This window comes from Leifsonia sp. GW821-FHT13C05 (genome assembly GCF_058806515.1).
Genome location: NZ_JBXAPT010000007.1, coordinates 93,291 through 110,010, shown reverse-complemented (window position 1 = coordinate 110,010; position 16,720 = coordinate 93,291). Strand labels below are relative to the sequence as shown.

Genomic DNA, 16,720 nt, shown 5'->3' with positions numbered 1-16,720 from the left:
AGCCGCACTCGGCCGGGCGGCTCGGCACCAGCGCGGCACTGCGGCGGCCGGCGCCCATCCGTTCCGTAGACTTGCTCCGAACCACGGACGACGGAGGGACACAGCATGGGATCGAGGTGGGCTCGCGTCGCGCGCGGGTTGCTCGCATCCGGTGTCGCCATCTTCGTCGCCGCCCTGTTCCACGTGGCCGGCGGCGGCGCGGCGCCGGGGGCCCTCCCGCTCGCGCTGAGCCTCGCGTTCTCGACCATCGCATCCATCGCCCTCACCGGCCGGTCGCTGTCGCTCTGGCGGCTGACCGTCGCTGTCGGCGCCAGCCAGTTCCTGTTCCACCTGCTGTTCGGTCTCGGCACGGGCACCGCGACGTTCACCGCGCCGGCCGGCACCACCCACCTGCACGCGGGGTCGCACCTCACCATGAGCATGTCCGGCTCGATGCCGACCGCCATGCCCGCCGCCCACGACGAGTTCAGCCTCGGGATGTGGGGAGCCCACCTCACCGCCGTGCTGGTCACCGTGATCGCGCTGCGCTTCGGCGAGCAGGCCTTCTGGGGACTGTTCGACACGGCCAGGATGCACGTGGCCCGGTTCGCCGACCGCCGCATCCTGAGCAGCCTCGCCGTCCTCCCCACGACGCTCGCGCACTCCGCTGCGGCCTCCGCCGCCAGCGCGTTCTCCCGGGAACCGGTGCGTCTGCTCGATCTGGGCGTTCCGCTTCTCCGGCTGCGTCACCGCGGTCCACCGCTCGCCGCCGCGTTCTGACGGAGCGTTCCACGAGTCTGCGTGGCGCCGTCCGTCTGCGCGCACCAGCACTCATCGAACGCTTCCGAACAAGGACGAAGAACTCCCATGAAGAAACGCACCATCGCCGCGTCCATCGCGGCCGCATCCACCGCCATCCTGCTGCTGTCCGCACCGCTCGCCGCCAGCGCGCACGTACACGTCACCCCCGACCAGGCCGAGCCGGGCAGCTACGCAACGCTCACCTTCAAGGTGCCGACCGAGTCCGCGACCGCGGGCACCGTCAAGCTCGTGGTCGACCTGCCGACGGCCGACCCGTTCACTTCGGTCAGCTACCTTCCGCTCCCCGGCTGGACCACCACGGTCGACACCGAGAAGCTGGCGAAGCCGGTCAAGACCGACGACGGCACCATCACCCAGGCTCCCGTGCGCGTAACCTGGACGGCCGACAGCGGCGTGCAGGTGGCTCCCGGCCAGTTCCAGGAGTTCACGATCTCGGCGGGCGCCGTGCCGAAGACCGGCCAGATCCTGCTTCCCACCCACCAGTACTACAGCGACGGCAGCGTGGTCGACTGGAGCGAGAAGACCCCGGCATCCGGCGCGGAGCCCGAGCACCCGGCACCCACCGTGTACGTCACGGACCCCGCTCCGACGGAGGGCGGCGGCCCGCTCGTCGTCGACTCGACGCCTGCCCCGGCGGCAGCATCGTCCGGGATGGCGGCGGACGCGCTCTCGATCGGCCTCGGCATCGGCGGTCTCGCCCTCGGCGCCATCGCGCTCGTGGTCGCGGTCTTCGCGGCCACCCGCCGCGGGCGTGGGAAGGTGGAGGCATGACGCACCGTCTGCGCACCGCATCCATCGGGCTGCTCGCCGCCGCCGGGCTGGCGCTGCTGCCCGTGGCGAGCGCCTCCGCCCACGACTACATCATCAGCACGGACCCGGCGAAAGACGCGACCGTGACCACCCCGCTGCAGACGGTCTCGCTCACCTTCAACGACCGCGTGCTCGACTACGGCGGCAACAACCTGGTGACGGTCACGGGCCCGGATGCGGCAACACGCCACTTCGAGACCGGATGCACGACGGTCGCCGACACCGTGGTGTCGGTCCCCGTCGCCCTCGGCGGTGCCGGGAAGTACACGGTGAGCTACCAGGTCGTCTCGGCCGACGGCCACACGGTGTCCGACCAGTACGCGTTCACCTACCAGCCGCCGGCGGGCACGGCGGCGGCGGAGGGCACGGAGAAGACGGCGTGCGGCGCGAGCACCGCAGCGCCCGGCGGAGAGTCGACCACCGAGCCGACCACGCAGGCGACGCAACCCGCCGGTGCCCAGCCGACGGAGACCGCAGGGTCCCCGAAACCGACCGCAGCCGCATCCACGACCGACGTGGGCCTGGTCATCGGCATCGCGATCGGCATCGTGGTGCTCGCGCTGATCGCGGTGGTCATCGTCATCCTCACCGCCCGCCGCAAGCCCCGCCCCAAGTCCGACTCCGAGCCGAAGTCGGACTGATCCCGGCTAACGGCGCTATCGAGCCGGGACTTGTGTACGCCATCGCCCGGCGTGTCGCGTACACAAGTCCCGGCTCGATGTTTGGGGTCAGGGGGTGGGCATGCCGCCGTTGACGTTGAGGGTGTCGCCGGTGACGTAGCTGGACTCCGGGGAGGCCAGGAAGACGTACGCGGGCGCGAGCTCGGTGGGCTGGCCGGCGCGGCCCATCGGCGTCTGCTCTCCGAAGTCGGGAAGCGCATCCTTCGGCTGGCCGCCGGACACCTGCAGCGGCGTCCAGATCGGGCCGGGCGCCACCGCGTTCACCCGGATGCCGCGCGGCGCGATCTGCGCGGCGAGCGCCTTGGTGAACGTGTTGATCGACGCCTTCGTGGTGGCGTAGTCGACCAGGATCTCGCTCGGCGCGTACGCCTGGATGGACGTGGTGTTGATGATGCTCGACCCGGGAGCCAGGTGCGGAAGCGCGGCTTTGGTGATCCAGAACATCGCGTACACGTTCGTGCGGAACGTCTCATCGAACTGCTCGTCGCTCAGGTCTTCCAGCCGCTCGCAGAACTGCTGCTTGCCCGCGTTGTTCACCAGGATGTCGAGGCCGCCGAGCGCCTCGACCGCGTCGGCGACGAGGGTGCGGCACGCCTCGGCGGTGGTGATGTCGTAGGCGAGCGTCGCGACGGTCGAGCCGCTGTCCTCGAGCACGGCGGCGACGCGGCGGGCGTCCTCCTCCTCGTCGGGAAGGTAGGCGATGGCGACATCGGCGCCCTCCCTGGCGAACGCGATGGCCACGGCGGCGCCGATGCCGGAGTCTCCCCCGGTGACCAGCGCCTTGCGGCCGGTCAGCCTGCCTGTGCCCCGATACGACTGCTCGCCGTGGTCGGCGTGCGGAGCGAGGTCGGCATCCAGACCGGGCGCATCCTGGTCCTGCTTGGGCGCGTCGACCGGATCGAAGCGGTCGACGGGATTCTGGAAAGTCAGTTGATCGGTCATGCCGGGGACGGTACGCGTGCCCGCCGGCGTTCCGAAGGGGGTTTACGGCCGCCTGGCAGGGGGCGTAACGTCGCCGCATGGACAAAGACGCCCAGAATCAGCCGGCCGCGGTCCCCACCGAGCAGATGGACCCGGACATCGTGCCCGCCCCGCTCCCCGACCCTGCCGCCGTCGACGACGGGGACGAGGAGGACGGGCGCGCCTGACGCCCGGCCGGCGCACCCGCTCCGTCCCGCACCCGCTCAGTCCGGAGCGCCGCCCGACGCGGTGTCCTCTTCCGTCTCCGCGTTGTGGTGCTGCTGCTGCGACGGCTCGGACTCCTTGCCGTGGTCAGGATCGGACGCGGTGAAGTCGTCGTTCGTCATCTCCCGCTCGCCGTCGTCGAGGTCTGGGCGGTTCTGCTGGTCGCTCATCCGGTGATCCTTTCGTCGTCTGGACGCGGCTGCGTCCCTCTGGCAACGGACGGTAGCCCTCGCATCCACCCGGTGGAAGGGGGCGACGGGATGGTGCGGAGGACACACACGTGGGGTTGAGCCCGCGCACAGCCTGGTGGGGCATGGTGGGCGGGTGGAGATCGTTGTCGACGTGGTGCTCGTGGTGCTCGCCGTCGTGGCGATCGCCGCCGGCTGGAGCAACGGCGCGATCCGCGCTGCCGGTTCGCTCGTCGGTCTCGGCCTCGGTCTCTGGGGCGGACTGACCCTCGCCCCTGTCGTCGTCACCTGGCTGGCAGACGCCGGATGGGGCAGCGTCACCGAGCGCTCCATCGTCGCCGCCATCGTCATCCTGATCTGCGCGGGCGCCGCGTACGCCATCGCCGCCGGCATCGCCTCCGTGATCGGCAAGCTGGTGCGGCACGGACCGATCCGCTGGCTCGACTCGCTCGCCGGCGCCGTGCTCGGGCTGCTCACCTGGGCCGTGGTGGTCTGGCTCATCGCCGGGTTCGCGATGGCGACCAGCCTCGCCACGGTCGTGCAGGCCGCGAGCTCGTCGCGCGTGGTCGCGGCCCTCGACAGCATGGCCCCCTTCCCCGCCAGCACCGTGCTCGGTGCCGTCGATGACGCCCTCGCGGGCGCCGGACTGCCGCAGGTCTTCGAGGGCGGGGAGCCGATCAAGACCATACAGGCGCCCGACCCGTCCGTCCCGGCCGCCGTGGCAGCGTCCCAGGCCTCCGTGGTCACGGTCCTCGCGTCGAAGCCCGCCTGCGGCGTCGACTCGGAGGGCAGCGGGTGGGTGGTGCAGAGCGGACGCGTGGTGACGAACGCGCACGTCGTCGCCGGCGCATCCAGCATCGTGGTGCGGGAGCCGGGCGACGACAGGGCGGAGCGCGCCACCCTCGTCGCGTTCGATCCGGAGCGCGATCTCGCAGTGCTCGACGTGACGGACATCATGGCGCCGCCGCTCGACATCGGCAAAGACGTCACCGCCGGTGCGCAGACCTACGCCGCCGGCTATCCGGGCAACGGGCCGTTCACGATCAGCCCGGAGCGCGTGCGCGACCGCATCATGGCGCGCGGCACCGACATCTACCAGAGCGGTTCGGTCGAGCGAGACATCTACTCGCTGCGCGGCAGCGTGCGGCCCGGCAACTCGGGCGGCCCGCTGCTCGACACGTCGGGGGATGTGGTCGGCGTGGTGTTCGCGCGCTCGACGGTCGACCCGGACACCGGATACGCGCTGACGCTCGCGGAGCTGCGTCCCGTGCTCTCGTCGGTGAGCGCCGCGCCGATCAGTTCGGGCGCCTGCTCCACCGGCTGACGCGCGGCGAGTCAGCGACCGCGAACGACATTCGTGGAAGAGATTCGGGCGACGGGTGGTTTGCTGGTCACATGAAGGCTGTCACCTATAGCTCCACCGGATCATCGGACGTTCTGCAGTACGGCGAGCGCGAGGAGTCGCACGCCGGACCGGGCGAGGTGCGCGTGCGCATCCGGGTGTCGGGGGTGAACCCCACCGACTGGAAGGCGCGTCGCGGCAGTGGCGACGATCAGCTGCCGCGCCCGCAGGTGCCGAACCAGGATGGCGCGGGCACCGTGGACGAGGTCGGCGACGGCGTCACCGGGTTCGCCGTGGGCGACAGGGTCTGGGTCTGGGATGCGGCCTACCAGCGTCCCGACGGCACGGCGCAGGAGTTCGCGGTGCTTCCCGCGCGCCAGGTGGTTCCACTTCCGGATGGCGCGTCCTTCGATGTCGGCGCCTCCCTGGGGATCCCGGCACTCACCGCGCACCGGGCGCTCACCGTGCACGAGGGCGGCCCGCCGGAGCTCTCGCCCGGCGCACTCAGCGGTCGTACGGTGCTGGTCGCCGGGGGTGCGGGAGCGGTCGGGCACGCGGCCATCCAGCTGGCCGTCTGGGCCGACGCCACGGTCATCGCCACCGTCAGCAGCCACGAGAAGGCCGAGCTGGCCAGGGCGGCCGGCGCGCACCACGTGGTCAACTACCGCGACGGAGACACCGCCCAGGCCATCGGAGCGCTCGCCCCGCGCGGCGTGGACATCGTGGTCGAGGTGAACGCCACCGCCAACGCCGAACTGGATGCGCGGATCGCGGCCCCCAACGCCTCCATCGCCATCTACGCCGACAGCCCCGGCGAGCCCGCCGTCACCATTCCGGTGCGCCCGAGCATGGGCAAGAACCTGCGCTTCCAGTTCGTCCTCACGTACACGACGACGGCGGAGTCGAAGGACGCCGCCGTGCGGGCCGTGTCCGCTGCCGTCGCCGACGGAGCGCTGCCGGTCGGCGCGGAGCACGGGCTGCCGCTGACGCGGTTCCCGCTCAGCGAGACGGCCGCTGCCCACGACGCCGTCGAGGACGGCATCGTGGGCAAGGTGCTCATCGACGTGGAGTGACCGCGCGGGCCCGCCCGACCTGCACCACCAGGGCGATCACCGCGCCGAGCGCGATCGCCACCGTGTAGCCGAGCGCTGTCGGAAGCAGGCCGACCACGCTGATCAGCTCACCGGCGACGAGCGCTGGCACGCCGTACGCGATGTAGCTGACCAGGAAAATCCCGGCGAACAGTTCTGCGCGCTGGTTGTTCGGGGCGAGCGGGGCGAGCATCCTGAGCATCGAGGAGAACCCGGCGCCGAACCCGGCGCCCGCGATCACCGCTCCGGCGAACAGCAGCCAGAGCACCGCGAACCCGATGCCGGCCGCGGCGACTGCGATGCCGACGATGATCGCGCCCATCGAGACGATCGCCGTGGTGCGGGCGGGCGCCCGGGTGAGCAGCAGCCCCGCCGTCGCTCCGACGGCGGGCGGCACGGCCACGATGGCGCCGTTGAGCAGACCGCTGTCGAGGTGGAAGACGCCGCTCAGGATGGACGGCGAGAGCCCGATGAACAGCCCCGCGAGCATCCACGTGGCCACGAACAGCGGGATGGCGCCGACGAACTCCGCGCGGGCGGCCCGGGGCACGACGAGCCGCGGGATGAGCGAGTTCACCGCTCCCGGCCGCCGCGTCACCGTCTCGCGGGAGCCGATCACCACGAGGAGTCCGGCCACGAACAGCACGACGAGGCTGACGAAGACGAGCGTGGTCGGCTGCGGCACGAACTGCACAGCGAGCCCGGTGAAGAACGCTCCGAGGGCGATGCCGCCGACCGGGGCGGTGCTGCCGATGGTCGCGCCGAGCTTCTTGTGGCGCTCGGGCGCCAGCTCGACGATCGCGGCGGTGAAGGTGCTCATCGCCGCGCCGGTCGCGACGCCCTGCACGGAGCGGGCGGCGATGATCCAGCCGATGTCCTGCGCGAACAGGAACATCAGCATCGCGACCACCTGCAGCGCGAGCGCTCCGATCAGCACGGGTCGCCGGCCGATGTGGTCGGAGAGCGAGCCGGCGACCAGCAGGGTCACGAGGAGGGTGATCGCGTAGATCGCGAAGGCGACGGTGAGCAGCCACGGGGCGAAGCCCCACTCGTGCTGGTAGAGCACGAAGAGCGGGCTGGGGGCGCCGACAGCGAGGGCCACGGCGACGAACGCCAGGGACGTGCCGACGAAGGCGGGCATGGGGCCCAGGCCGCGCCGGGAGGCGCGGGTGGCGGGGATCGCTGCGACCGGGATGGTGCGCGTCTCTTCGGCTGTCGTCATCATTCCTCCAAAAGCAAATCTGATTGCTTTAGGGATGCTAGCCCCACGCGCACTTCAAAAGCAACAGTTTTTGCTTTAAGCTATTCCGTATGGAAACAACGACCACACCGTCGAGGCGGACGGGCGGACGCAGCGCCGCGGTCATCCACAGCGTCAGGACGGCCGTGGAAGAGCTCGTCAAAGAGCGCGGCCAGGACCGCGTGACCGTTCCGATGATCGCCGAGCGCGCCGGCGTCAACCCCACGAGCATCTACCGCCGCTGGGGAGACCTGCCCACCCTCATCAACGACATCGCCACCTACCGGCTCGACCCGGAGCGCCCACTGCCCGCCAGCGGCAGCCTGCGCGACGACCTCACCGCCTGGGCGAGCGAACTGGTCGCCCACTACCGCAAGCCGGTGAACGCCGCCCTTCTCCGCGGCGGGGCGGGCGCTGCGGGCGAGCGCACCTCCGACTGCCTCCGCAACCGGCGCGAGGAGGCGACCATGTTCGTCGGACGCGCCGCCGAGGAAGGCCTCACGGCCGACGACATCGTCGACGGCGTCGTCGCGCCCATTGTCTACCGCGCCATCTTCCAGCCCTGGCGGCTCGACGACGACACGGCCGGCGAGCTCGTCGCCCGGCTCTTCCGCCACGCGGCCTGAACTGCCACGCACCTGAATCCGCACGCCCCCTGAACCTCCGGCATACCACGGGCTAGGGTCGGGAGGGTGAGTCGGGAACGCAGCCAGGACGAGCGCGCCGCTGCGCGCTCCGGCTGGGCCGTCGGCATCGCCACGGCGGCGTACGGGGTCTCGTTCGGGGCACTGGCGACCGCATCCGGGCTCGACGTCTGGCAGGCGTGCGTGCTCAGTCTGCTGATGTTCAGCGGGGGCTCGCAGTTCGCGCTGATCGGCGTGCTCGCCTCCGGTGGCGTCGCGGCCGGCGGTTCGGCCATCGCCGGGGCCGCGCTGCTCGGCGTGCGCAACTCGTTCTATGCGCTGCGCCTCTCCCGCATCATCGGGCCGGGCTTCTGGCGGAGGGCGGCTGCGACGCAGTTGACCATCGACGAGTCCACCGCCGTCGCGACCGCCCACCAGGAACCGCGGGCACAGCGCATCGGCTTCTGGACCACCGGCCTCGTCGTCTACATCGGCTGGAACCTGACCACCCTCGCGGGCGCCCTGCTCGGCAACCTGATCGGCGACGTCAAGGCGTACGGGCTGGATGCTGCTGCGGCCGCCGCGTTCCTCGGCCTGCTCTGGCCGCGGCTCAAGGCCCGCCAGACGCAGGTCGTCGCGGTCGCCGCCGGGTTCGTCGCCACCCTGCTCACACCGTTCCTGATGCCGGGCCTTCCCGTACTGGCCGCCGCGGCGGTGGCGATCCTCGTCGGAGTCTTCAACCTGTTCGGGCAGCGCTCGGACCCACCGCATCCCGAGGCCATCCCGATGGAGAGGGAGGTGGAGCCGTGACCACGTGGAACATCATCCTGCTGGCGTCGATCGCGGTCCTCGCCCTCAAGGCGGTGGGCTGGCTGGTCCCGCCGAAGGCGCTCGACCACCCGACGGTCGCCCGCGTCAGCGACCTTCTGACGGCCGCACTCCTCGCCGCCCTGATCTGCGTGCAGACGTTCGGCGCAGGCCAGGCCCTCCAACTGGATGCGCGCCTCCCGGCCGTCGCCATCGCCGCCGGCCTCTACGCCCTCCGCGTGCCCTTCATCGTCGTCGTCCCCGCCGCTGCGGTCGTCGCCGCGCTCATCCGCCTGCTCACCTGACCGCCGCCGCGCCCGCGGTGTCGGCGGCGGTTCGTATGCTCAGGACGCAGCGGGCCGGGCTGCGGACCCGAGAAGGAGAGCAGTGGGCGCGTGGCACCCGGTGACGAACGCGCAGGCGAGCGAGTGGCTCCTGCGGCAGGGGACGCTCGGCGTCCCGTACGCGGTGGTGCGCCGGTTCGCGTTCGGCGACCCGAACCGGCCGGACGTGTGGTTCCGGGTGGTCACCTGGGCGCCGACTTCGGAGGGTCGCGAGCTGATCGGCTGGTGCCGCACCCTCGAGGCGGCGGCCGCGGCGGGCTGGGACTTCCGCTGCGCCGAGGAGTCGTGGCGCCACCACCTGGCGGCGAAGCGGGTGGATGCGGCGTCGATGGCCCGCCAGCGTCCTCCGGCTTCGGAACTGGTCAGGTTCTATCGCGCGGCATTGCGACGTCGGCCGAGCGGGAGCACGATGGACCGCACACCATCCGGAAGGCGGACATGAGCGAACCCGACGACGTCGACCCGGCCGACGGCAGAACCGAGAGCGCACCCCAGCGTGCAGACCGCAACTGGGTGGAGATCCTGCAGGAGCTGCGCGTGACGCAGACCGGCACGCAGATCATCAGCGGCTTCCTGCTGACGATCGTGTTCCAACAGCGTTTCAGCGAACTCGACGGCTTTCAGGTGAGCTTCTACCTGGTGCTCGTGGTGCTCTCCGCGGCCTGCACGGCGCTCGGCCTGGCGCCGGTCGCGCTGCACCGCCAGCTGTTCCGCCACCACGAGAAGGTGCAGACCGTCGCGATCGCGAACCGGCTGCTGCGGACGACCCTCGCCCTGGTGGCGCTGCTCACGAGCGGTGTGGTGTTCTTCGTGTTCGACGTGACGGTCGGCCCGACGGCCGGGATCGTGGCGGGCGGCGTCGTGCTCGCCGTGCTCGTCGTGCTGCTCTACGTGTTCCCGCGGGCCGTGCTCCGCCGGGTCAGCCCGCGGCAGCCATCGGAGTGACACCCCTGACCACGGCTCCGACCGGGGCGACCGCGGCGGCGGCGGCAGCGGCCCCCGGGGAAGCCGCGGGCGTCACGTCACCGATCACCGCGGCCACGTCGTCGAGCACCGTCTCCACCGTGCGCACGGCGGCATCGTCGCCCGACGCCACGGCACGCGCGAAGTCGAGCACCCGCTCGCGGCAGAGGATGTGCTGCGCGTCCGGGGTGAGGTAGAGGTAGCGCAGCACGCGGAGGTGCACCGTCTCGATGGCCTCGGCCAGCACCTGATTGTCGATCGACGCCAGCGCGATCAGCAGCACGCGCTGGAACGTCTCGATCGGCGAGACACCCTCGTCGCGCTCCAACCGCCCGGCCACCAGGCGCAGCTCCAGCTCGTCGCCGTCCGTGCGCAGTCTCAGGGCCTCGGCGATCGCATCCGGATAGAGCCTCCTCAGCACCATGATGGCGTCGGCGATCTCGGCATCGACCAGCGGAGCGACACAGGTGAAGCGGTTGGGCGCCGTCTTGACCAGTCCCAGCGTGACCAGACGGCTGAGCGCCTCGCGGACCGGGGTGCGGGAGACACGCAGCCAGGAGGTGAGCTCGGCGTCTTTGAGTCGTTCGCCCGGAACGAAGCCGCCGTTAAGGATGCGCGTGAGCAGCACCTCGAAGACATCGTTGCGCAACAGCCTGCGGTCGGCCGTGAGCGCCGGCATACCGGTCGGGAAAGTCGAGACCTCGTCAATTGTCATGGGTTGGTTGATTCTTCCTGTTCACGGATACAGAGGAGAGCCACTGCGGTCAGAGGGTCGGGTTCTCTGGTTTTGAATTGGGCCCCGGCCGGTAACAGCCGGGGCCCACCGCGGCCACGAGGGGGGAGTCGCAGCCGCGCACTGGCCGGATACCCGAATCACGGCCAGAGTCTAGAAGTGGCGAGCTATCGCCAGGTTATATTTATAGTTTATCATTGAGCATCTAAGCTTCACAACCTCTTATTGAATAAGGAGCTCCCATGCCGATGCCGACAGATCACGTCGCCCGGGTTTCCCTCTCCGACGAGGCGTATACGCGCATCGAGGCGGCGATCATGGACGGCACGCTCGAGCCGGGCGAGCGCCTCCGCGATCCCGAGCTCGTGCAATGGCTGGGAATTTCGCGCACCCCCATCCGGCACGCGCTCGACCGCCTCCTGGAGCAGGGCCTCGTCGAGATGGAGCGCAACCGGTACACGAGGGTCGCCGCCTTCGACGTCGACGGCGTGCGCTCCGCCATCGAGGTGGCTGGCGACCTCTGGGCCGGCGCTGCTCTCCGCAGCCACGGGTTCTGGCCGGACGACGACCTCCACCTCCTCGACGACATCGCGGAGACCCTGGTCGAGGCGGCAGGAGATAACGACACCAGCCGCTACGTACGCGCCTTCGAGCACCTGGCCACCATGTACGTGCGGGTGGAGGGCAATCCGGTGCGGCTGCGCGCCCTCTCCAACGTCATGCCGCAGGTGCGCCGCATCGCTCGCAAGCTCAACAACCAGGTGAACACCGAGGCCGTCCGCGAGTTCGTCGGCGGCCTGAGCACCGCGACCAGGGCAGGGGACGGCCCGGCGGCCGCCGCGCAGGTCAGTGCGTACATCGCCCGCATCGGCGGCGTGCTCGGCACCTTGAAAAGCTGACACGCGCATCCCGGGCTGGCACGGTCGGGAAGATCCGTGCCAGCCCCGATGCCTCGGCTGCACACCCCCGAATAGCCTGGCGTCAGACGTTCGACCGGGGGCGAACATCCGGGGGGAACCAGAGATCGAGGTCGGAGCGGGAAACCGCACCGGCCTCGATCTTCGTCTGCTAGCGCTCGACCACGAATGCGACGTGACGCCGGAGCACGGTCATCGCGTTCCGCAACGCCCTGTCCGTTCCACAACTCGCCTGCGCGACGAGCCCCACTCCCGCATCGGCGAAGACGCGCACCAGCGCTGCGTCGTGCCGGGTGACGCCGGAGTCGACGGGCGCGAAGACGATGCGCAGCACATCCATCGTCCTGCCAGCACCGGATGCTGCGGTGTCGTTGAGCGCGACGACGGAGCGGGCGCGCAGGGCCCGGTTCTCGTGCAGGTCGCTTGTCGCGTCCACGAGGGCGGCGGAGGAGCGGGCGTCGTCCCCGTCGATCACGTAGTCCTCATCGGCGACGTCGAAGCGGTCCAGGCTGACCAGGCAACCGGTGCCGCGCTGCCGGTATTCGATGTACTCAGCGTCCCCGCCCGGCTCGACCGCCCATCCGGAGACGCGGTCGAGGTCGGAGTAGAAGGAGATCGCGCCGGCGTCGGCCTCGCTGAGGGCCGAGCCGTCCGCGAAGGTGAGGGACGCGGGGCGCCCGGCCATTCCTGGCATGCAGCCTGCCAGCAGCACGGCGACGGCGACGGCCCCGGCGCACGCCGCCACGACCCGGGATGCAGCACGACGGGATGCGGTTCTCGCGCGCACGTCCACCCCCTTCCACTCGCCCCCATCCTCGCACGCACCGCCCACGGCGGACAGCACGAAGGCCGGACCCCGATCGGGGTCCGGCCTCGTGTGTTTCGCTGCTGGTGACTACTTGGTCAGCGGCTCGAGGGTCGGGTCGTTGGCGTACGCCTTCGCCGCGTTCTCCTTGGTGACGACGACCGGGGTGAGCAGGTAGGCCGGGACGACCTTCACGCCGTTGTCGTAGGACTTGTCGTCGTTCGTCTCAGGCTTCTTGCCCTGCTGCAGGTCGGAGACCATCGCGATGGCCTGCTTGACCAGCGCGCGGGTGTCCTTGTTGATGGTCGAGTACTGCACGCCGGCCATGATCGACTTGACCGACTCGGCCTCGGAGTCCTGACCGGTGACGATCGGGACCGGCTTGCCTGCGCCCTGCACCGAGGTGATGATGGCGCGGGCCAGGGTGTCGTTCGGCGACAGGACGCCGTCGAGCTCGGTCGAACCGTAGTTCGCGGCGAGCAGGGTGTCCATGCGGGTCTGCGCGTTCGCCGGCAGCCAGCCCTGGGTCGAGGTCTGCTTGATGTCGGTCTGCTTGGAGACGACCGTCAGCGTTCCGTCGTCGATCTTCGGCTTGAGGATCTTCATGGCGCCGTCGAAGAACACCTTCGAGTTCGCGTCGTCCGGCGAACCGGAGAACAGCTCGATGTTGTACTTCGTCTTGTCCGGGTACTTGGCCTTCATGCCGTCGAGCAGGGCCTGGCCCTGGAGCTCGCCGACCTTCTCGTTGTCGTACGCGACGTAGTAGTCGACGTTCGGCGAGTTGAGGATGAGGCGGTCGTACGCGATGACGGTCGCGCCGGCGTCGTGCGCGGCCTTGGCCTGCGCGGCGAGCTGGCCACCGTCGACGGCGCCGATGATGACGACCTTGGCGCCGTTGGTGATCATCGACTGGATCTGCGACTGCTGGTCGGAGACGCCAGAGCCACCGGCGTACTGGACGTCGCCCTTGAAGCCGGCGTCCTTGAGCCCGTTGGTGAACAGGTCACCGGCGAGAACCCAGTTCTCCGACGTCTTAGTCGGGAGGGCGACGCCGATCGTGGCGCCCTTGTCGAAGCCGGCGGCTCCGGTGGAGTCGCCCGACGAGCCACGGCTCGAGCAGCCCGAGAGGGCCAGCGCGGCGGCAGCAGCGACGGCCACTGTCGCGAGTGCGATTTTGCGCATCTGTGTATTTCGCTTTCTCTTGTTGAGGTGGTGCAGGGATGGAACAGACGGGTAAGTCTTAGGGGGGATGGATCAGTTGGTCAGCGAGCGCGAGCTCGCTTCGGCGGAGTCGGCGTCCGGCACGACGGCCGGCTGGTCGGCTCCGGCGGCGTCCACGCCCTTCTCGCGGCGCTGCGTGAGTCTGCCGATCAACGACGGACCCCCTCGGCGCTTCGAGTAGACGTCGATGCCGACGGCGATGAGGAGCACGAGGCCCTTGATGATCTGCACCTTGTCGGAGGTGACGCCGAGCAGCTGCAGGCCGTTGTTGAGGACGGCGATGACGAGACCACCGACGATGGAGCCTGCGACGGTTCCGATACCACCGGAGACCGCTGCACCACCGATGAACACAGCGGCGATGGCGTCGAGCTCCCAGCCGAGGCCGTCCTGTGGTCCGGACGAGATCGAGCGGGCGACCGAGATCATGCCGGCCAGTGCTGCGAGCACCGACATGTTCATCATCACGAAGAAGTTGATCCGCTTGATCTTGACGCCGGACAGCTCGGCAGCGTGCCAGTTGCCGCCGACCGCGTAGATGTGACGGCCGAAGATCGTGCTGCGGGTCACGAACGAGTAGACGATCACCAGGATGCCCAGGATGATGCCGGAGACGGGGAAGCTGGTGCCGATGCGGCCGCCGGCGAAGAGGAACGCGGCGTAGATGACGACGGCGTCGAGCACGAGCACCTTGAAGACGCTGACCCAGAGCGGCGCCTTCTCGGAGCCCATCTTGGTCTGGTTGCGGCGGGTGCGCCACTCCATCACGGCGATCACGATCGCGATGATGAGGCCGAGCAGCAGCGTCGAGTTGTTGTAGCCGAAGTCGGGTCCCCAGTCGGGCAGGAAGCCGCCGCCGATGAAGGTGAAGCCGTCGGGGACCGGGATGGTGTTCGCGTTTCCGATCAGCTGGTTGAGGCCACGGAAGATGAGCATTCCGGCCAGGGTCACGATGAACGCGGGAACGCCGACGTACGCGACCCACCAGCCCTGCCATGCGCCGATCGCGACACCGATCAGGAGGCCCAGGATGATCGCGAGCGGCCACGGGACGTGCCAGTCGGTCATCGACTTGGCGACCACGATGCCCACCACCGCGGCCACGGAACCGACCGACAGGTCGATGTGGCCGGCGATGATCACCATGACCATGCCGATCGCCAGCACGAGCACGTATGCGTTCTGGTTGACCAGGTTGATCAGGTTCACCGGCTCGAGCGTCTTGCCGCCGGTCAGGATCTCGAACAGGATGATGATGACGACGAGGGCGCCGAGGATGCCGAACTGGCGTCCGGTCGACTGGCCGCTGCCGAACATCTTGCCGAGGTCGCGGATACCCCCGGACTTCTTCTTTTCGGGAATCTGTGTGGTCATTATCGGGCAACCCTCTTCTTGGCGGATGTCATGCTTTTCAGGAGCGTTTCTGGGGTGGCCTCCGCGATCGGAAGCTCATTGGTGATCTGGCCCTCGAAGATCGTGTAGATGCGGTCCGAGATGCCGAGCAGCTCCGGCAGTTCGGAGGAGATGACGATGACGCCCTTCCCCTGCGCTGCGAGCTGCTGGATGATGCCGTAGATCTCGAACTTGGCGCCGACGTCGATGCCGCGGGTGGGCTCGTCGAGGATGAGCAGGTCCGGGTCGGTGAACATCCACTTGGCCAGGACGACCTTCTGCTGGTTGCCGCCGGACAGCGTGCTGACGCCGCGTTCGACATCCGGGGTCTTGATGCGCAGGCTCTTGCGGTACTCCTCCGCGATCGCGAACTCCTGCTGGTCGTTGACCACGTTGAAGCGCGAGATCTTCTTGAGCTTGGCGGAGACGATCGACTCCTTGATGTCGTCGAGGAGGTTGAGGCCGAGCACCTTGCGGTCCTCGCTCACGTACGCCATCCCGTTGTCGATGGCGTCGCTGACGTTGCGGACCTGGATCTGCTGGCCGTCCTTGTAGAGCTCACCGGAGATGAAGTTGCCGTACGAGCGGCCGAAGATGCTCATCGCGAGCTCGGTGCGCCCCGCGCCCATCAGCCCGGCGAAGCCGACGATCTCGCCGCGGCGGACGAAGAACGACGAGTCCTTGACCACCAGGCGCTCCGCGACCTGCGGGTGCTGCACGACCCAGTTCTTCACCTCGAAGAACTTCTCGCCGATGTTGGGCGTGTGCTCGGGGAAGCGGCTCTCGAGCGTGCGGCCGACCATCCCGCGGATGATGCGGTCCTCGTCGACGCCGTCCGCCTTCACGCTGAGGGTCTCGATGGTGCGGCCGTCGCGGATGATCGTGATCTCGTCGGCGACGCGCTCGATCTCGTTGAGCTTGTGGCTGATCATGATCGAGCTGATGCCCTTGCTCTTCAGCCCCAGGATGAGGTCGAGCAGGTGGGCGGACTCCGCCTCGTTGAGCGCGGCGGTCGGCTCGTCGAGGATGAGGAGCTTGACCGACTTGTTGAGGGCCTTGGCGATCTCCACCAGCTGCTGCTTGCCGACGCCGATGTTCTTGATCGGGGTGTCAGGGTCGTCGCTCAGGCCGACGCGCGCGAGCAGCTCGGTGGCGCGGGTCTTGGCTTCCTGCCAGTTGATGACGCCGCCGCGGCCGGGCTCGTTGCCGAGGAAGATGTTCTCGGTGATCGACAGCTCCGGGATGAGCGCCAGCTCCTGGTGGATGATGACGATGCCCTCGTGCTCGCTGGACCGGATGTCCTTGAAGCGCATCTCCTGGCCGTTGTAGACGATGTCCCCGGTGTACGTCCCATACGGGTACACGCCGGAGAGGACCTTCATCAGCGTGGACTTTCCTGCACCGTTCTCGCCGCAGATCGCGTGGATCTCATCGGCCTTGACGGTGAGGGAGACATCCTCGAGTGCCTTCACACCAGGGAACTCCTTGGTGATCGCGCGCATCTCCAGGATGACTGCGTTCGACGGCATCGTCGCTCCTTCGGGTTGTTGCTAACTGCGAACCATCTGCCTAAGTAGT

At 69.4% G+C, this 16,720-nt stretch carries 20 protein-coding genes; 12 read left to right on the top strand and 8 right to left on the bottom strand.

What is annotated here, in order from left to right:
- Positions 1 to 105 precede the first annotated feature (105 nt).
- From AC1ROC_RS17200 to AC1ROC_RS17190, 3 genes are all read left to right on the top strand, one after another.
- On the top strand, positions 106 to 759 hold the full coding sequence (locus AC1ROC_RS17200; protein ID WP_493001654.1) for a hypothetical protein: 654 nt from the start codon (positions 106 to 108) through the stop codon (positions 757 to 759).
- An 87-nt stretch (positions 760 to 846) separates the two neighbouring features.
- On the top strand, positions 847 to 1,572 hold the full coding sequence (locus AC1ROC_RS17195; protein WP_434950734.1) for a YcnI family copper-binding membrane protein: 726 nt from the start codon (positions 847 to 849) through the stop codon (positions 1,570 to 1,572).
- Positions 1,569 to 2,252 carry a copper resistance protein CopC gene (locus AC1ROC_RS17190; protein WP_493001652.1) on the top strand — a complete coding sequence of 228 codons (684 nt, stop codon included), beginning with the start codon at positions 1,569 to 1,571 and terminating at the stop codon, positions 2,250 to 2,252. Before AC1ROC_RS17195 ends, AC1ROC_RS17190 begins: the two co-directional genes overlap by 4 nt.
- A gap of 87 nt (positions 2,253 to 2,339) precedes the next feature.
- On the opposite strand, the gene AC1ROC_RS17185 is transcribed toward AC1ROC_RS17190, so the two are convergent.
- Positions 2,340 to 3,233 carry an SDR family oxidoreductase gene (locus AC1ROC_RS17185; RefSeq protein WP_493001650.1) on the bottom strand — a complete coding sequence of 298 codons (894 nt, stop codon included), beginning with the start codon at positions 3,231 to 3,233 and terminating at the stop codon, positions 2,340 to 2,342.
- Between the two features lie 77 nt (positions 3,234 to 3,310).
- Between AC1ROC_RS17185 and AC1ROC_RS17180 the strand changes: the two genes are divergently transcribed.
- Entirely contained in the window at positions 3,311 to 3,439 is a 129-nt protein-coding gene (locus tag AC1ROC_RS17180) for a hypothetical protein (protein ID WP_256921822.1), read from the top strand.
- A gap of 36 nt (positions 3,440 to 3,475) precedes the next feature.
- Here the strand turns inward: AC1ROC_RS17180 and AC1ROC_RS17175 are convergent, their stop codons facing one another.
- Positions 3,476 to 3,646 (bottom strand): hypothetical protein, encoded by a 171-nt coding sequence (locus AC1ROC_RS17175; protein ID WP_168688287.1) that lies wholly within the window; start codon positions 3,644 to 3,646, stop codon positions 3,476 to 3,478.
- Between the two features lie 154 nt (positions 3,647 to 3,800).
- On the opposite strand from AC1ROC_RS17175, the gene AC1ROC_RS17170 reads away from it, so the two are divergent.
- Positions 3,801 to 4,988, top strand: coding sequence for a MarP family serine protease (locus tag AC1ROC_RS17170; protein ID WP_493001647.1), 1,188 nt, complete (start codon positions 3,801 to 3,803; stop codon positions 4,986 to 4,988).
- A 71-nt stretch (positions 4,989 to 5,059) separates the two neighbouring features.
- Entirely contained in the window at positions 5,060 to 6,079 is a 1,020-nt protein-coding gene (locus AC1ROC_RS17165; RefSeq protein WP_493001645.1) for an NADPH:quinone reductase, read from the top strand.
- Here AC1ROC_RS17165 and AC1ROC_RS17160 read toward each other — a convergent pair.
- Positions 6,063 to 7,319, bottom strand: coding sequence for an MFS transporter (locus AC1ROC_RS17160; RefSeq protein WP_493001643.1), 1,257 nt, complete (start codon positions 7,317 to 7,319; stop codon positions 6,063 to 6,065). The genes AC1ROC_RS17165 and AC1ROC_RS17160 overlap by 17 nt on opposite strands.
- Before the next feature lie 89 nt (positions 7,320 to 7,408).
- Between AC1ROC_RS17160 and AC1ROC_RS17155 the strand changes: the two genes are divergently transcribed.
- The 5 genes from AC1ROC_RS17155 to AC1ROC_RS17135 all read left to right on the top strand — a co-directional run bounded on the left by AC1ROC_RS17155 (position 7,409) and on the right by AC1ROC_RS17135 (position 10,056).
- Entirely contained in the window at positions 7,409 to 7,963 is a 555-nt protein-coding gene (locus AC1ROC_RS17155) for a TetR/AcrR family transcriptional regulator (protein ID WP_085367523.1), read from the top strand.
- Positions 7,964 to 8,029: 66 nt separating this feature from the next.
- Positions 8,030 to 8,770: an AzlC family ABC transporter permease gene (locus tag AC1ROC_RS17150; protein ID WP_493001641.1), complete on the top strand. Its 741-nt coding sequence runs from the start codon at positions 8,030 to 8,032 to the stop codon at positions 8,768 to 8,770.
- Positions 8,767 to 9,072 (top strand): AzlD domain-containing protein, encoded by a 306-nt coding sequence (locus AC1ROC_RS17145; RefSeq protein WP_085367521.1) that lies wholly within the window; start codon positions 8,767 to 8,769, stop codon positions 9,070 to 9,072. The genes AC1ROC_RS17150 and AC1ROC_RS17145 overlap by 4 nt, the downstream gene beginning before the upstream one ends.
- An 82-nt stretch (positions 9,073 to 9,154) precedes the next feature.
- Entirely contained in the window at positions 9,155 to 9,553 is a 399-nt protein-coding gene (locus AC1ROC_RS17140; RefSeq protein ID WP_493001639.1) for a hypothetical protein, read from the top strand.
- A complete protein-coding gene (locus tag AC1ROC_RS17135) occupies positions 9,550 to 10,056 on the top strand; it encodes a DUF6328 family protein (protein WP_085367519.1) in 507 nt (168 codons plus the stop codon). Before AC1ROC_RS17140 ends, AC1ROC_RS17135 begins: the two co-directional genes overlap by 4 nt.
- On the opposite strand, the gene AC1ROC_RS17130 is transcribed toward AC1ROC_RS17135, so the two are convergent.
- A complete protein-coding gene (locus AC1ROC_RS17130) occupies positions 10,031 to 10,789 on the bottom strand; it encodes a GntR family transcriptional regulator (protein ID WP_085367518.1) in 759 nt (252 codons plus the stop codon). The two genes, AC1ROC_RS17135 and AC1ROC_RS17130, sit on opposite strands and share 26 nt — an antisense overlap.
- Positions 10,790 to 11,049: 260 nt before the next feature.
- Between AC1ROC_RS17130 and AC1ROC_RS17125 the strand changes: the two genes are divergently transcribed.
- A complete protein-coding gene (locus tag AC1ROC_RS17125) occupies positions 11,050 to 11,706 on the top strand; it encodes a GntR family transcriptional regulator (RefSeq protein WP_085367517.1) in 657 nt (218 codons plus the stop codon).
- Between the two features lie 169 nt (positions 11,707 to 11,875).
- On the opposite strand, the gene AC1ROC_RS17120 is transcribed toward AC1ROC_RS17125, so the two are convergent.
- The 4 genes from AC1ROC_RS17120 to mmsA form a co-directional block, all read right to left on the bottom strand.
- On the bottom strand, positions 11,876 to 12,511 hold the full coding sequence (locus tag AC1ROC_RS17120; RefSeq protein WP_493001636.1) for a hypothetical protein: 636 nt from the start codon (positions 12,509 to 12,511) through the stop codon (positions 11,876 to 11,878).
- Positions 12,512 to 12,619: 108 nt separating this feature from the next.
- Positions 12,620 to 13,711 (bottom strand): substrate-binding domain-containing protein, encoded by a 1,092-nt coding sequence (locus AC1ROC_RS17115; RefSeq protein ID WP_085367515.1) that lies wholly within the window; start codon positions 13,709 to 13,711, stop codon positions 12,620 to 12,622.
- A 72-nt stretch (positions 13,712 to 13,783) separates the two neighbouring features.
- Positions 13,784 to 15,124: a multiple monosaccharide ABC transporter permease gene (mmsB, locus tag AC1ROC_RS17110; RefSeq protein ID WP_085367514.1), complete on the bottom strand. Its 1,341-nt coding sequence runs from the start codon at positions 15,122 to 15,124 to the stop codon at positions 13,784 to 13,786.
- Positions 15,124 to 16,671 (bottom strand): multiple monosaccharide ABC transporter ATP-binding protein, encoded by a 1,548-nt coding sequence (mmsA, locus tag AC1ROC_RS17105; protein ID WP_085367513.1) that lies wholly within the window; start codon positions 16,669 to 16,671, stop codon positions 15,124 to 15,126. The genes mmsB and mmsA overlap by 1 nt, the downstream gene beginning before the upstream one ends.
- Between the last annotated feature and the right edge of the window lie 49 nt (positions 16,672 to 16,720).

Excerpts from the sequence above, each read along its gene's own strand:
- AC1ROC_RS17185 (WP_493001650.1), bottom strand. The coding sequence starts at position 3,233 with ATGACCGATCAACTGACTTTCCAGAATCCCGTCGACCGCTTCGATCCG.
- AC1ROC_RS17135 (WP_085367519.1), top strand. The coding sequence starts at position 9,550 with ATGAGCGAACCCGACGACGTCGACCCGGCCGACGGCAGAACCGAGAGC.
- mmsA (WP_085367513.1), bottom strand. The coding sequence starts at position 16,671 with ATGCCGTCGAACGCAGTCATCCTGGAGATGCGCGCGATCACCAAGGAG.
- AC1ROC_RS17155 (WP_085367523.1), top strand. The coding sequence starts at position 7,409 with ATGGAAACAACGACCACACCGTCGAGGCGGACGGGCGGACGCAGCGCC.
- AC1ROC_RS17190 (WP_493001652.1), top strand. The coding sequence starts at position 1,569 with ATGACGCACCGTCTGCGCACCGCATCCATCGGGCTGCTCGCCGCCGCC.
- AC1ROC_RS17115 (WP_085367515.1), bottom strand. The coding sequence starts at position 13,711 with ATGCGCAAAATCGCACTCGCGACAGTGGCCGTCGCTGCTGCCGCCGCG.
- AC1ROC_RS17160 (WP_493001643.1), bottom strand. The coding sequence starts at position 7,319 with ATGACGACAGCCGAAGAGACGCGCACCATCCCGGTCGCAGCGATCCCC.
- AC1ROC_RS17195 (WP_434950734.1), top strand. The coding sequence starts at position 847 with ATGAAGAAACGCACCATCGCCGCGTCCATCGCGGCCGCATCCACCGCC.
- AC1ROC_RS17165 (WP_493001645.1), top strand. The coding sequence starts at position 5,060 with ATGAAGGCTGTCACCTATAGCTCCACCGGATCATCGGACGTTCTGCAG.
- AC1ROC_RS17200 (WP_493001654.1), top strand. The coding sequence starts at position 106 with ATGGGATCGAGGTGGGCTCGCGTCGCGCGCGGGTTGCTCGCATCCGGT.
- AC1ROC_RS17180 (WP_256921822.1), top strand. The coding sequence starts at position 3,311 with ATGGACAAAGACGCCCAGAATCAGCCGGCCGCGGTCCCCACCGAGCAG.
- AC1ROC_RS17130 (WP_085367518.1), bottom strand. The coding sequence starts at position 10,789 with ATGACAATTGACGAGGTCTCGACTTTCCCGACCGGTATGCCGGCGCTC.
- AC1ROC_RS17125 (WP_085367517.1), top strand. The coding sequence starts at position 11,050 with ATGCCGATGCCGACAGATCACGTCGCCCGGGTTTCCCTCTCCGACGAG.
- AC1ROC_RS17175 (WP_168688287.1), bottom strand. The coding sequence starts at position 3,646 with ATGAGCGACCAGCAGAACCGCCCAGACCTCGACGACGGCGAGCGGGAG.
- mmsB (WP_085367514.1), bottom strand. The coding sequence starts at position 15,124 with ATGACCACACAGATTCCCGAAAAGAAGAAGTCCGGGGGTATCCGCGAC.